The organism is Sphingobacterium sp. UBA5789 (assembly GCF_002418355.1).
In the GTDB taxonomy this organism is placed as follows: domain Bacteria; phylum Bacteroidota; class Bacteroidia; order Sphingobacteriales; family Sphingobacteriaceae; genus Sphingobacterium.
Window position 1 is genome coordinate 413,600 of record NZ_DIDX01000003.1, and the last position, 14,223, is coordinate 427,822.

Genomic DNA, 14,223 nt, shown 5'->3' on the forward strand with positions numbered 1-14,223 from the left:
AATCATAATGAAAATGAAAAAGATTTGGATCAATACAATAGCTATACTTAGCATTTTTTATATGAATTCCTGTCAGAAAGATATTCCTGAAAAAGTATCTTTCGAGGCTAATCCTGACCGTATGGAAATCGGCCTGCAGGATTCTGTAACCTTTACCTATACCGGATATGCAGATGTTATATCTTTCTATTCGGGAGAAAAAGGCCGGGAATATCAATACCGGGATCGTACCGAAATGGAGGGATTGAGCATGGAACTGTCCATTGCCTCGCGTGTGTTATACGGTTCGCAGGAGAAAAATGTGAAACTGATGTATTCGACATCATTCTCCGGAAATTATTCGGCAGCAGGAATCAAGGAGGAAGAATGGACGGATATCAGTGATAAATTTACCTGGTCTACAGCGGCTGTTCCTAACGGAATCGCTGCCACGACTACAGCTTCCGGTCCTGCAGACCTTTCTTCTTTACTGGTACCAGGTAAGCCTATCTATTTTGCTTACCGGTATGAAAGTCAGGCGGCTACCTCTGCCGCTACCGGCGGAAGATCATGGAGACTGCCTGTATTTGATCTGGCCACTAAAACACCGGAGGGCACACGTGCTGTACTGGCTACTGTGCGGACAGCAGGATGGAAGATTGTGCCTGTACTCACAGGAGTCAACAAGGCCAGTTACTGGACCATCAGCTCTTCAGACCCGTATCTGTTCTTTACACCTAACAGTACACTGGAGCCACATATCCACTGGGTAATCACAGCTCCGTTTGCACCAACAAGTGTCAAGCCAGATAAACCATTGGTTCAGAAAGCAATGATAGATCCGATGCCACAACGCCTGACCTACAAGTTCACGACTCCGGGTACATATAAAGTAACATTTGTTGCGCAGAATGTAAATTACAAAGGAGAGGAAACTGCAGTGAAACAGTTTGATATCAAAGTGAATCCATAACATGCAGGTCAAAAGAAATAATAGTCTGGACACCTTACGCGGAATTGCTATTCTTCTGATGGTCTTGTCGGCCAGCATTGCTTTTGGAGTCATGCCAGGCTGGATGTATCATGCGCAGGTACCGCCACCCGATCATCAGTTTAACCCGGCCATTGCTGGTATTACCTGGGTGGATCTGGTATTTCCTTTCTTCCTGTTTTCAATGGGGGCGGCTATTCCTTTGTCTATGCAAAATAAGTTGACCAAGTTATCCTCCTGGCAGATTTTGCTCTCTGTAGCAAAGCGGTTTATACTGTTGGTCTTCTTTGCTTTATTCACGATGCATGCAAGGGCATGGGTGCTTAGTGACAGTCCCGGCACAACAGAATATGTGCTGTCAATATTGTCATTCGGTCTCTTGTTTCTGATCTATGTTGATCTGGAGCAGAAGATTGGTAAACGTAATGACTGGATCGTAAAAATCATATCCTATCTGGCCTGTGCTGCCATTGTGTTTATGGGTAAGGATCAGGATAAAACCTTTAACATCCACAATCCGGATATTATTATTCTGGTACTGGCCGACATGGCTCTTTTCGGCACGTTGATATGGTGGCTGACTGCCAGAAACATCTGGATCAGGATGGGAATTCTTCCGTTGATAATGGCTGTATTCCTGGCATCTAAAAACGAAGGATCTATTAATTATTACCTCTACAACTGGACTCCGGCCGACTGGCTGTATAAGTTTTACTACCTCAAATATCTGTTTATTATTCTGCCGGCTACACTGGTTGGAGAATGGATCATTGCAGAACAGAAGTCACCGTCGGATTGGAAAATCTGCAAATCTTCTTATCTGATGGTAGGAATGATAGGGTTTCTGTTGTTGTTGGCTAATGTAATTCTGCTGTATAGCCGGGAGCTGGTTCTTAACTTTTTCTTGTCTGTGGTATTGATGTTAGCTGCTGTATATCTGATCCGCAAGATCGGAACGGTCAATATTATATCCAGACTGGTGTATACAGGAAGTTATCTGCTGTTGCTTGGTCTGTTGCTGGAGTCGTATGAAGGAGGGATCAAGAAAGATTTTTCCACATACAGTTATTACTTCGTGTGTTCTGGACTTGCCTTTTTCACAATGTCCTCCCTGTATGTACTGGAAGTATACGGATTATTCAGCAGAATGACCCGGATACTGGCTTCAGTCGGTAAAAACCCAATGGTAGCCTACACTGCGGGCAACTTGCTGCTGATTCCGGTATTGCGTCTTTCCGGACTGGAGGAATACCTCAACCGGTTGAATCACGGATTGGGGGATGGCACCCTGAGAGGTATTATTTTTACAGGTATTGTCGCCTTATTTACGATCTGGACCACAGAGAAAAAGTGGTTTTGGAAATCATAGTTTATCAAATTTTATAATTATAGCGTTTAATCAATGAGTCTAAGTTTAGTCGATATAAGCATCATATTTGTTTATATCATTGGTATAATAGGATTGGGATTTTATATCTCTACAAAAGCATCTAAAGATCTGCAATCTTATTTTTTAGGGGGCAATACGATGAAATGGTATTACCTGGGGCTGAGTAACGCGTCCGGAATGTTTGATACATCCGGTACGATGTGGACCGTCAGTATACTTTTCATTTATGGACTCAAGAGTGCCTGGATTCCCTGGCTGTGGCCGGTCTGGAATCAGGTTTTTGTCTTTGTCTATCTGGCCATATGGATGCGCCGGTCGGGGGTAATGACAGGGGCACAATGGATTACTTTTCGTTTTGGTGACGGCAAAGGTTCCAAGTTGTCACATATTATCATTGTGGCATTTGCGGTAATAAGTGTGATTGGCTTTATAGCCTATTTCTTTGAAGGCATCGGTAAGTTTTGTACTTCCATTCTTCCGTGGGATCTGAGTGTGGATATACTCGGCTATCATTTGTCTTCAGCCCGCTCATATGCCTTGATTATCTGTGCGCTGACGACCTTATATACAGTTAAAGGCGGTATGTACAGTGTAGTAGCGACAGAGGTGCTGCAGTTTTTTATTATGACGCTGGCTTGTTTTGCCATAGGGTATATTGCATATAATGCTGTGACTGCTGAGCAGATTCGTGCAGCCATACCGGATGGATGGCTTGATATGTCATTTGGCTGGACACTTGATCTGGATTGGAGCAAGACACAGGTTCCCAATGCAAACGATAAAATACTATCCGACGGATTCGGGATGTTTGGAGCTTTGTTTATGATGATGGTATTCAAAGGAATATTTGCCTCAATTGCCGGACCTGTACCGAGTTACGATATGCAGCGCGTATTGTCTTCACGTACTCCGTCTGATGCAGCAAAGATGAGTGTGAGTTCCATCTTTGTGATGTATATACCTCGTTATCTGATGGTGGCGTCATTCGCCGTGCTGGGACTGGTATATCTTGGGCCGGAAATGGGGCAGATGGGAGCCAATATTGATTTCGAAAAAGTGCTTCCCGAAGCGGTCAACCGCTTTGTACCGATAGGGCTTAAAGGATTGATCCTCGCCGGGTTTCTTTCCGCTTTCATGGGGACGTTCTCCGCATTTGTCAATGCTGCCCCGGCATACATTGTCAACGATATCTATAAAAAGTATGTAAACCCGAATGCCTCCAATGCAAAATATATACGCCTGAGTATTATATCCTCAGTGCTGCTGGTTATTATCGGTATTATATTTGGCTTCAATGCAGCTTCACTTAATAAGATTACACTATGGATTACTTCTGCCTTATATGGAGGTTATGTGGCTGCGAACGTGTTGAAATGGGTTTGGTGGCGTTTTTCAGGAGACGGTTATTTCTGGGGTATGCTTTTCGGCCTTATAGCTTCTACGCTCAAATTATTCCTGTTTCCGGAGATTGTCGATATTTATATCTTCCCTATTATTTTCCTTTTCTCACTTCTGGGATGTATTATCGGGACTTACCTCAAGCCCCTGGAAAATCGTGAAACAGTCAAAGAATTCTACAAGAAAACAAAGCCCTGGGGTTTTTGGGGCCCTATAAAGAAAGAGGTTGAAATGGAAGATCCTTCTTTTGTCGCCAACAGCGGATTCAAGAGAGATATGTTCAATGTTGTGATCGGGATTGTATGGCAGATGGCACAGGTCGTTATACCGATTTACTTTATGGTAAGAGAAAATACCAAGATGGTGATCTGGTGTGCGGTGCTGATCCTTACCAGTATTCTGTTGAAAAAATTCTGGTGGAATAAACTCCCTGAAGCAGATAAATAACATATGGAGAAGAAGCGTATTTATATGATCCTGATCATGTGTCTGCAGATGATAACAGGATTATTTGCACAGGAAGCAGTAATAGACAGTAGCTATGCGAACAGTTATTATCAGAAGCGTCAGGCTTATTACGATCAGTTGCCTAAAGTGAAGAATGCCATTGTCTTTCTGGGGAACAGTATCACAGAAGCAGGTCAATGGTATGAAATCGCACAGGTACCTCATATTATCAACAGAGGTATCAGCGGAGATGTGACGTACGGTATATTGAACAGGTTGTCTTCCGTTACTGCCCTGCACCCGAAAAAAATCTTTATGACAGTAGGAATTAACGATGTCAAAAGAGGTATTCCTCCGGAATATACAGTACAGAATATAGAACGGATTATTAAAAGAGTACGTAAAGACTCCCCGAAAACAAAATTACTGATTCAGAGTGTACTGCCGGTTCGGGAATCTATGTTTACAGATGGTTACCAGCGTGTGACCAATCAAAAAGTAGTGCTGCTTAACGAACAGATCAAAACGCTGTGTCAGCAGTATAATGTTCCTTTTATAGATGTCCATCAGGCTATATTCATGGATAAGGAAGGACGCCTGAAACAAGAGCTGACAACAGATGGGATACATCTCCGGGCAGAAGCTTATATACAATGGATCGAATACCTGAAAACTAAGAAATATTTATAACCATGCATAAGAATTTAATCGCATTGATAGCTGTGCTGTGCAGCATACATGTACAGGCACAAAAAATTGACTCCAGTTATAACAACACGTATTATCAGGGACGGATGGAATTATTCAATTCTCTTCATATTCCGCATTCAGCCATTGTCTTTCTGGGTAACAGTATTACCGAGAGAGGAATGTGGCATGAACTACTGAGCGGAAAGCCCATTGTCAACAGAGGTATCGGCGGAGATAATACGTTTGGAGTATTGGCGAGGATACAGCCTGTCATAGACGCCAAGCCTAAGAAAGTATTCTTGTTGATCGGTGTCAATGACATCTCACGGAATCTTCCTGTAGAGGTAACAGCAGCCAATTATGAAAAGATTATTCAGCGCTTCAAAAAGGGAAGTCCCAAGACTACCTTGTATGTACAGAGTGTATTGCCTGTAAATGATGCCATACTGAAAGCAGAATATATCAAGAACAAAGGTCATCTGATTATCGAATTGAACAAGCGGATAAAAGCATTAGCTGCTCAGTACAATGTTCCGTTTATTGAATTATATTCTTTATTCAATGATGGTCAGGGTAATCTGTTGCCTGAAATGACTAACGACGGTATACATCTGAGACCTGCGGCCTATGTGAAATGGGTTGATTTTCTGAAGCGTAACAAGTATTTATAACATTAGCTAACCTTACTATAAAAAACAAAATCAAGTGAAGATTACAGGGACATTTATCGACGAAATATCGCATGATATTCCGCATCAGAACTGGGGTGCGGAAGAATGGGACAGGGATTTTGCATATATGAAAGCCGTAGGTATTGATACGGTGATTATGATCCGCAGCGGATACCGCAATTTTATTACTTATCCGTCAGCATACCTGATGAGCAAGCACGGTTGTTATCGTCCTTCTATGGACCTGGTAGAGCTGTATCTTACGCTCGCTGACAAGTATGAAATGAAATTTTACTTCGGACTCTATGACAGCGGGGTGTATTGGGATACCGGAAATCTGCAGTTTGAAATCGATGCCAACAGGTTTGTGATTGATGAAGTATGGCAGAAGTACGGGCATTATAAGAGTTTTGGCGGATGGTATATCAGTACGGAGATAAGCCGAAGAACAAAAGGTGCCACAGAGGCTTTTTATACCCTGGGAAAACAGTGTAAAGATGTAAGCAATGGTCTGCCGACATTTATTTCTCCCTGGATAGATGGCAAAAAAGCAGTGATGGCTTCCAGCGCATCCCTCAGTAAAGAAGATGCTGTGTCTGTCAAGGAACATGAACAGGAGTGGGGTGAAATCTTTGATGGAATTTCCGGAGCAATAGATGCAGTTGCTTTTCAGGACGGACATATTGATTATCATGAGCTGCCGGCATTTTTTGAGATCAATAAGAAACTTGCTGATCGCTACGGACTGGAGTGCTGGACCAATGCCGAATCCTTTGACCGGGATATGCCGATCAAATTTCTGCCTATTAAGTTTGATAAGCTGAGATTAAAGCTCGAAGCTGCCCATGCTGCGGGCTACGATAAAGCAATAACATTTGAATTTTCACATTTTATGAGTCCGCAGTCGGCTTATCTGCAGGCAGGACATTTATACAACAGATATAAGGAATACATCAATACATCAGGATTTTAAGCAGATACAACACGTTATGAAGATATACAGTGATATATATAAGAATGAACTATTAGAAAAGGTGATTCCATTTTGGGAAAAATATTCCATAGACCGGGAGTGCGGAGGGTATTTCACATGTCTGGATCGGCAGGGTAACGTCTTTGATCAGGATAAATTTATGTGGTTGCAGGGACGTCAGGTCTGGATGTTTTCATTCCTTTACCAGCATTGTGAACAAAAACAGGAGTGGCTGGATATTGCCCTGCACGGTGCTTCATTTATGGAGCAATACGGAAGAGATGCAGAAGGCAACTGGTATTTTTCACTCAACAGAGAAGGGAAACCACTTGTACAACCTTATAATATCTTTTCGGATTGCTTTGCAACAATGGGATTCAGTGCACTATACAGAGCTACTGGGAATACGACATACAGTGCTATCGCCAAACAGACTTTTGAGCAGATACTGAAGAGGAGATCCAATACCAAAGGCGTATACAATAAAATATATCCCGGAACACGGGACCTGCGTAACTTTTCCCTTCCCATGATCCTGAGTAATCTGGCTTTAGAAATGGAAGAGCTGTTAGATAAACAAGTGGTGGAACAATTGCTGGATGAGATCATTCATGAGGTAATGGAAGTGTTTTATAATGAAGAGCGGGGTATTATTTTCGAAAATGTCAATCCGGACGGTAGCTTCAGCAATAGTTTTGAAGGCCGGCTGCTCAATCCCGGACATACGTTAGAGGCCATGTGGTTTATTATGGATCTGGCCGTTCGGAAAGGAGATCGTCCCCTTATTGATAAAGCATTAGAAATAGCCCTGAATGCATTGGAATATGGCTGGGATAAAGAATATGAGGGCATATTTTATTTTCTGGATAGTGAGGGACATCCTCCTCAACAGCTGGAATGGGATCAAAAACTCTGGTGGGTACATCTGGAAGCTCTGGTATGTATGGCTAAAGCCTGGAAGCTGACCGGAGATGAACGTGCTAAAGCCTGGTTTGTGAAATTACATGATTACAGCTGGGAAAAATTCAGAGATGCCGAATACGGGGAATGGTTCGGTTATCTGAACAGAAGAGGAGAGGTGCTGCTTCCTCTCAAAGGAGGAAAATGGAAAGGGTGCTTCCATGCTCCGCGTGCACTCTGGCAGATTCATCAAACCTTAGCTTAAGTATATAACCAATTATAAAGCCTTTATTATGAATGTAATGAGTAGTCCATCCGCTACTGTGGATAATCCAAAAATACTTAACGCTGCTGTTATTGTGGCAGCGTTGGGTTATTTTGTAGATATATATGACCTGCTGCTTTTCAGCATTGTCCGTGTTCCCAGCCTGCAGGCCTTGGGGTATAGCGGGGAGCAGTTAACTAATCATGGTATTTTTCTGTTAAATATACAGATGATTGGTATGCTTGTCGGCGGTATTTTTTGGGGCATTCTGGGGGATAAGAAGGGACGGTTGTCTGTATTGTTCGGATCGATCTGTCTGTACTCCATCGCGAATATTGCCAATGGTTTTGTAACGACAATTGAAGGCTACAGTTTGTGGCGTTTGGTTGCAGGAATAGGTCTGGCCGGCGAATTAGGAGCGGGTATTACCCTTGTCACGGAAATTATGCCGAAAGAAAAACGAGGGCTGGCGACCACAATTGTTGCCTCGGTCGGAGTCAGCGGAGCGGTAGTTGCTTATTTTGTAGCACAGTTCTTCTCCTGGGAAGTATGTTATTTTATCGGTGGAGGATTGGGACTTTCTTTACTGGCACTGCGCATAGGTGTCAGGGAATCTGCCATGTTCGCTAAGACACTCCATCAGAAACACGCTTCGAGAGGTGATTTTTTGTCTCTGTTTAAAGATACCGGGCGCTTTTTGAAGTATCTGAAATGTATAATTATAGGTGTCCCGTTATGGTTTGTGGTAGGGATTCTGATTACCTTATCACCGGAGTTTGGTAAAGTGCTTGGCGTACAGGGAGAGGTAAGTGCAGGTGCTGCTGTAGCCTGTTGTTACGGAGGGTTAGTTGTAGGTGATATCCTGAGCGGATTTCTCAGCCAAATACTCAAAAGCCGTAAAAAAGTCGTGTATGTATTCCTTTCGTTGGCAGTTATCAGTGTTTCCGCTTATTTCTCGCTGACAGGATTGTCTGTGACAGCATTCTACTTTATTTGCTTTTTCCTTGGGCTTTCAGTAGGCTATTGGGTAATCTTTATGACCATTGCAGCAGAGCAATTCGGTACCAATATCCGGGCCACAGTTACGACTACAGTGCCTAACTTTGTGAGAGGGGCGGTTGTACCCCTGACGATTTTGTTTCAGTTTCTCTATACTTCATTTGACAATCTGATTTATGCTGGTATCTGTGTAGGCTTGCTGTGTCTGCTGTTAGCTTTTTGGGCAATCAGAGGCATGCAGGAGACTTTTTCAAAAGATCTCAATTACCTGGAAGAAGAAGGAAAATAACGGAAGTATTTTTTACTTTATAAAACACATGTGCCGCCTGAACCATATCCGGGCGGCACATATGTTTTATTTTGAATAGCTTACTATTTCAGTTCCTTCAGCCATTTCTGCTCCTCCGGAGTCAGATTTTTAGGTTCAGGTATATATTTCGGATCCGCTGTATACCAATCTATATTACTGTAATAATCCTTTAAGTCTTTGGACTTAAAAACATATCCCCGTCTTGCAAACGGAAGATTACGTAATATTTTTTTGCTTGTTTCATCCTTGGCCTTAAGAATGCGATTCTGTGCATATGCCGCAAAGGGCAGAATATCTGTTTTGGAATCAAAAGATTCTTCCGGAGGAAAGTAGTTTTCAGCAGAGAGATAAAGTTCACCTGCAGGAGCAAAATTGGTCTTATGAAAAACTAATGTGCCTTGACGGATAGTAAACCGGATCTGATCCGACTCATGTACAGAAGAAGGAAGCACTTTTACATCTTTTGTTTTTCCCCAGCCTTTAATCTGCCAGTCTTCCTTTTGATCAAAAAATGTTTTATGGATATTGAATTCCGTTACATCTCCCATATCTACAATCAAAGTGAAGTCGTCGATCTGCTTATTTGCCCATCGCTTTGCTGCTGTCAGTACATATTCCAGATAGTATTGATAATCTATAGAACCGGAAAGGTCATAGGTGTAGGTATGCTGGATACTGTTTTTACCTTTTCTGAAGGGAGCATCAAAATAATACACATAGTTAAAACCAACCTCATTAACATTATCAATCTCCTTCTTGATTTTATCCAATGGTTCAGATAAAATTTTGCCGTTATTGACATAGAGCGAATCATATACGTAGGCAACTTTATACGGAAGATCCTGATTGTTCAGTTTTACTGTAAAATCTCTCATATAGGGATGAAAGCCATTTTTTGGCGTACCATCTACATCTCCGGATGGAGACATCGCTTCAAATCCGACCGTAATTCTTTTATCCTGAACAGGATTTTCAAATTCATAATATACGGTGATATGTACCTGTCGGTCTCCTGCCTTTCTGATAGTCAGGATTTCCTTTCTGACACTGATGTCCGTTTCGTTGATCGGTACAAGTTGATTCCCTCTAGCAAAGAATGCACCATCATTGGCATGGCTGTAAGCTGTGAAGCACAGTAAAAGCGATAATATCAATAGGAAATTTTTCATCAGTATAGCATATTTATAATCATAAATATACACATCCCGTGCAATATATGAATTGCCGGATTATTTAATTTGGTATTGCGTATATTTGTTCTAAAGCAAATACAATCACTCCATGTCTTCAATACTTATCAAATCTGCACATATTGTCAATGAAGGGACAACCACAGTAGCAGATGTTTATATCCGTAACGGACGAATCGAAAAAATAGGAAGCGAACTTCAGGTCAAAGCAGATAAAGAAATAGATGCGACCGGGCTGCATCTTCTTCCGGGACTGATCGATGATCAGGTTCATTTCCGTGAACCCGGTCTGACACATAAAGCCGATATCTGGCATGAAAGCCGTGCAGCCGTAGCCGGAGGCACTACCTCTTTCATGGAAATGCCCAATACAGTTCCCAATACATTGACACAGGAACTGTTGCAGGATAAATATGATATAGCAGCTAAAAACGCATTAGCCAATTACTCCTTTTTTATGGGAGCTGCCAATGATAACCTGGAGGAAGTTCTCAAGACAGATCCGCGAAAAGTATGTGGGATCAAAGTCTTTATGGGATCTTCAACAGGAAATATGCTGGTCGATAATGAAAAAGCCCTGGAAGGAATCTTTGCCAACGCTCCTACATTAGTAGCTACGCATTGTGAAGATGAAGCAACAATAAAAGCTAACCTTGCGATTTTCAAAGAACAATATGGCGAGGAAGGTCTGACTATACAGATGCATCCGCTTATCCGTTCGGAAGAAGCGTGCTATCTGTCTTCTTCAAAAGCAGTTGAACTGGCTAAGAAAAATAATACCCGTTTGCATATTCTGCATATTTCCACAGGAAAAGAAACCGCATTGTTTCGCAATGATATCCCTTTGGAACAAAAGCGAATCACTGCAGAAGCCTGTATCCACCATATGTGGTTTTCTGATCAGGACTATGCTGCCAAAGGTAATTTTATCAAATGGAATCCGGCAGTCAAGACCGCTTCCGATAGGGATCAGATTGTTAAAGCATTGTTGGACGGGCATATTGATGTGATCGCTACGGATCATGCTCCACATACGATCGAAGAAAAGTTACAGCCTTATCATGCCGCTCCGTCAGGAGGACCTCTAGTGCAACATGCACTGCAGGCTCTGCTGGATATGGTCAGTCAGGGAAGAATGACGCTGGAACAGCTGGTACAGAAATCTGCACATAATACGGCGATCTGTTTTCAGATCGAAGACCGGGGATTTATCCGTGAAGGATACTGGGCCGATCTGGTACTGGTGGATCTCCATAAACCGTATACCGTTTCAAAATCCAATATCCTGTCTAAATGTGGCTGGTCACCGTTTGAAGGACATACTTTTACCTCTACTGTAGAACATACAATTGTCTCGGGACAATTGGCTTATACAGGTGGTTCACTCATTGAATACGGAGCAGGACAGCGCTTGCTGTTCAATCGCTAAGCCTTACCTAAATCTACCTATACGATGAACAAAAGAGATTTTATCAAATCGATTACATGGGCTGCTGCGGCAGTTCCTCTTACTGGATTCGCGCGCGACAGCGAGAAGGCAGCAGCCTGGGTCAAACAAGGGCAACTGTTAGCTCAGAAGTTGAAAAAAGGAGATACGATCGGGTTGATAGCTCCGGCAGGTGTTCTGGACGATGAAGAATCGATCAGCATAGCCAGAGAAATCTTTCAGACACTGGGTTTCAACGTAAAGGAAGGTGCTCATATACGCAATCGGTACGGACAGTTGGCAGGTACAGATGAAGAGCGCATAGCCGATATTCATACAATGTTTGAAGACCGGCAGGTAAAAGCTATTGTCTGCGTTCGTGGCGGTACAGGTACATCACGGCTTCTGGACCGTCTGGATTATAAACTGATTGGCCGTAACCCCAAGATATTATTAGGCTACAGCGATATTACAGCTTTACTGCTGGCGCTCTACAGCAAGACCGGGCTGATCGGTTTCCATGGAGCGGTGGGGATCAGTACCTGGACCAATAAAGTCGCAAGGGCATTTGAAAGTCAGTTGGTCGAGAATAAGCTTCCTTTATTTACTAATCCTACAGATAAAGGTGATCACGTAGTTCAGTATAAAGAGCGGATCACGACACTTCATCCGGGGAAAGCAGAGGGCATATTGCTGGGCGGAAATATGACAGTACTTACAGGACTCTGCGGAACACCTTATCTGCCGGACTTTAAAGACGCTATTTTATTTCTGGAAGAGGTCGATGAAAAAGTAGAACGCGTAGACCGGATGTTCTGTCAGCTGAAACTGTCCGGAATATTAGCTGTAATCAAAGGTTTTGTATTTGGTAAGTGTACAGGCTGCGGCCCTTCAGGAGGTTATGGTTCACTCACACTGCAACAGGTTATGAACGATTACATAAAGCCTCTGGGGATACCGGCATACAGCGGTGCTATGATTGGTCATATTGCGGATCAGTATATATTGCCTGTAGGGGCAGCAGTCCGGATAGATGCGGATAAAGGCACTATAGAATTAGTACAACCTGCTTTGAAAGATTAAATGAATAAGCTCTTAATTATCTGTTTACTTATGCTTCTTGGAAAAGATTCGTTTTCTCAGTCACTAGTATTGAGCAAAACGCAATTAGATAAGGCCCACATGGCCTATAAAGAGTCTGCTTTGAAACATCGCCGATTCAAACATTCCGATGTGGAACAACTCATCCTGCGTCATCAGCAGCAACATGCGCTGGATGTACAGCAGATCGGATCATCGGTAGAGCAGCGGAGTATCTATGAACTTCGCTTCGGAGTCGGAAAAAAGGTCGTGATGCTGTGGTCACAAATGCATGGAGATGAGCCTACAGCGACCATGGCGCTATTTGACCTTTTTAATTTTCTGGAAGGAAAGGAAGATGATTTTGAAGAAGTAAGATCCCTACTCAAGGCACATCTGGCTATCCACTTTATTCCTATGCTCAATCCGGATGGTGCAGAACGCTATACCAGACGCAATGCGCAGAAGATAGACCTGAACCGCGATGCCCGCAATACCGCGACTCCGGAAGGAAAGCTTTTGCGTGCACGTGCGGAGAGTCTGAAACCACAATACGGTTTCAATCTGCATGACCAGAATATTTATTATAATGTTCCAGGTACGCAGACACCCGTGACTATTTCTTTATTGGCTCCGGCCTATAATATGGAGCGGGATATCAATGAGGTGAGAGGCAATGCAATGAAAATCATCGTCGGAATGGAAAAACTCCTGCAGGACTATATTCCCGGAGCAGTGGCTAAATATGATGATGAACATTCACCGAGAGCTTTTGGTGATAATTTTCAAAAATGGGGAGCCAGTACCGTTCTGATTGAATCAGGAGCCTTCAAAGGTGATCCCGAAAAACAGGAAATCCGTAAACTGAATTTTGCTATTATACTGAATGCTTTGGTACAGATCGCACAGGGATCTTATGAACAATATGATATAAAAGATTACGAACGTATTCCATTTAATGCTTCACAACTGCACGATGTCGTACTCCGCAATGTGAGTACAGTGTCGGCCGGATTACCCCTGCAGGTAGATGTTGCAATCCGGCGTGATGAGATTACCTCGGGAGATGACTATTACAGCAAAGGATATGTAGAAGATCTGGGTGATCTGAAAGAGTTCTATGGATATGACGATCTGGATGCCACTGGTCTGTCGCTTTCTTATGGACAAATCTATCCCACAACATTCCGTCATTACAGTGAACTTACAGCTGATGTCATTTTTGGCCTGCTAAAGCAAGGATATTCCACTGTAATTGTAAGGGAGCAGGAGCAGCAAAAAACATTGCGGCTGCCGGTCAGAATAGTACATCAGCCTACAGAACAACGTCATGCCACAGGACTGTCACTCGGTCAGGAAGCTACATTTTTTCTAAAAAAAGATAATGAATTCCGTTACGCCATTATTAATGGATATCTGATAGACCTGAGCGGAAATCTTCCGGATGCTTTTAACGGGATAAAATAGATCATATTTATTTTCTTCTGTTAAAGACAGGAGAAGTCAGGGTGACA

The 14,223-nt window shown here is 42.8% G+C and carries 12 protein-coding genes; 11 read left to right on the forward strand and 1 reads right to left on the reverse strand.

The features are described 5' to 3' along the window. Positions 1–13 precede the first annotated feature (13 nt). From B4B65_RS08145 to B4B65_RS08180, 8 genes are read left to right on the forward strand one after another with little or no spacing between them, the layout of a single operon-like run. The gene (locus tag B4B65_RS08145; RefSeq protein ID WP_201680195.1) at positions 14–952 is read left to right on the forward strand and encodes a DUF5017 domain-containing protein; all 939 of its coding nucleotides are present in this window, start codon (positions 14–16) and stop codon (positions 950–952) included. Position 953: 1 nt separating this feature from the next. Further along, the gene (locus B4B65_RS08150) at positions 954–2,339 is read left to right on the forward strand and encodes a DUF5009 domain-containing protein (protein WP_293914971.1); all 1,386 of its coding nucleotides are present in this window, start codon (positions 954–956) and stop codon (positions 2,337–2,339) included. A gap of 33 nt (positions 2,340–2,372) precedes the next feature. Further along, the gene (locus B4B65_RS08155; RefSeq protein ID WP_293914972.1) at positions 2,373–4,205 is read left to right on the forward strand and encodes a sodium:solute symporter family protein; all 1,833 of its coding nucleotides are present in this window, start codon (positions 2,373–2,375) and stop codon (positions 4,203–4,205) included. Between the two features lie 3 nt (positions 4,206–4,208). Further along, positions 4,209–4,895: a GDSL-type esterase/lipase family protein gene (locus B4B65_RS08160; RefSeq protein WP_293914973.1), complete on the forward strand. Its 687-nt coding sequence runs from the start codon at positions 4,209–4,211 to the stop codon at positions 4,893–4,895. A gap of 2 nt (positions 4,896–4,897) precedes the next feature. Next, the gene (locus tag B4B65_RS08165; RefSeq protein WP_293914974.1) at positions 4,898–5,566 is read left to right on the forward strand and encodes a GDSL-type esterase/lipase family protein; all 669 of its coding nucleotides are present in this window, start codon (positions 4,898–4,900) and stop codon (positions 5,564–5,566) included. Positions 5,567–5,600: 34 nt separating this feature from the next. Continuing rightward, positions 5,601–6,539: a DUF4434 domain-containing protein gene (locus B4B65_RS08170; protein WP_293914975.1), complete on the forward strand. Its 939-nt coding sequence runs from the start codon at positions 5,601–5,603 to the stop codon at positions 6,537–6,539. 16 nt (positions 6,540–6,555) lie between these two features. Next, positions 6,556–7,704 (forward strand): AGE family epimerase/isomerase, encoded by a 1,149-nt coding sequence (locus B4B65_RS08175; protein WP_201680189.1) that lies wholly within the window; start codon positions 6,556–6,558, stop codon positions 7,702–7,704. A gap of 28 nt (positions 7,705–7,732) precedes the next feature. After that, complete coding sequence (locus B4B65_RS08180) at positions 7,733–8,992, forward strand: MFS transporter (protein WP_293914976.1); 1,260 nt, start codon at positions 7,733–7,735, stop codon at positions 8,990–8,992. An 83-nt stretch (positions 8,993–9,075) separates the two neighbouring features. On the opposite strand, the gene B4B65_RS08185 is transcribed toward B4B65_RS08180, so the two are convergent. Continuing rightward, positions 9,076–10,182 (reverse strand): YARHG domain-containing protein, encoded by a 1,107-nt coding sequence (locus B4B65_RS08185; RefSeq protein WP_293914977.1) that lies wholly within the window; start codon positions 10,180–10,182, stop codon positions 9,076–9,078. Positions 10,183–10,294: 112 nt separating this feature from the next. Between B4B65_RS08185 and B4B65_RS08190 the strand changes: the two genes are divergently transcribed. The 3 genes from B4B65_RS08190 to B4B65_RS08200 are packed head-to-tail and all read left to right on the forward strand — an operon-like array spanning position 10,295 to position 14,176. Then, complete coding sequence (locus tag B4B65_RS08190) at positions 10,295–11,632, forward strand: dihydroorotase (protein ID WP_293914978.1); 1,338 nt, start codon at positions 10,295–10,297, stop codon at positions 11,630–11,632. A 24-nt stretch (positions 11,633–11,656) separates the two neighbouring features. Further along, positions 11,657–12,712, forward strand: a complete 1,056-nt coding sequence (locus B4B65_RS08195; protein WP_293914979.1) for a S66 peptidase family protein — start codon at positions 11,657–11,659, stop codon at positions 12,710–12,712. Next, entirely contained in the window at positions 12,713–14,176 is a 1,464-nt protein-coding gene (locus tag B4B65_RS08200) for a M14 family zinc carboxypeptidase (RefSeq protein ID WP_293914980.1), read from the forward strand. Positions 14,177–14,223 lie beyond the last annotated feature (47 nt).

What these genes read in the sequence shown, in the direction of transcription:
- B4B65_RS08145 (WP_201680195.1), top strand. Translation starts at nt 14, where the DNA reads ATGAAAAAGATTTGGATCAATACAATAGCTATACTTAGCATTTTTTAT.
- B4B65_RS08150 (WP_293914971.1), top strand. Translation starts at nt 954, where the DNA reads ATGCAGGTCAAAAGAAATAATAGTCTGGACACCTTACGCGGAATTGCT.
- B4B65_RS08155 (WP_293914972.1), top strand. Translation starts at nt 2,373, where the DNA reads ATGAGTCTAAGTTTAGTCGATATAAGCATCATATTTGTTTATATCATT.
- B4B65_RS08160 (WP_293914973.1), top strand. Translation starts at nt 4,209, where the DNA reads ATGGAGAAGAAGCGTATTTATATGATCCTGATCATGTGTCTGCAGATG.
- B4B65_RS08165 (WP_293914974.1), top strand. Translation starts at nt 4,898, where the DNA reads ATGCATAAGAATTTAATCGCATTGATAGCTGTGCTGTGCAGCATACAT.
- B4B65_RS08175 (WP_201680189.1), top strand. Translation starts at nt 6,556, where the DNA reads ATGAAGATATACAGTGATATATATAAGAATGAACTATTAGAAAAGGTG.
- B4B65_RS08180 (WP_293914976.1), top strand. Translation starts at nt 7,733, where the DNA reads ATGAATGTAATGAGTAGTCCATCCGCTACTGTGGATAATCCAAAAATA.
- B4B65_RS08185 (WP_293914977.1), bottom strand. Translation starts at nt 10,182, where the DNA reads ATGAAAAATTTCCTATTGATATTATCGCTTTTACTGTGCTTCACAGCT.
- B4B65_RS08190 (WP_293914978.1), top strand. Translation starts at nt 10,295, where the DNA reads ATGTCTTCAATACTTATCAAATCTGCACATATTGTCAATGAAGGGACA.
- B4B65_RS08195 (WP_293914979.1), top strand. Translation starts at nt 11,657, where the DNA reads ATGAACAAAAGAGATTTTATCAAATCGATTACATGGGCTGCTGCGGCA.
- B4B65_RS08200 (WP_293914980.1), top strand. Translation starts at nt 12,713, where the DNA reads ATGAATAAGCTCTTAATTATCTGTTTACTTATGCTTCTTGGAAAAGAT.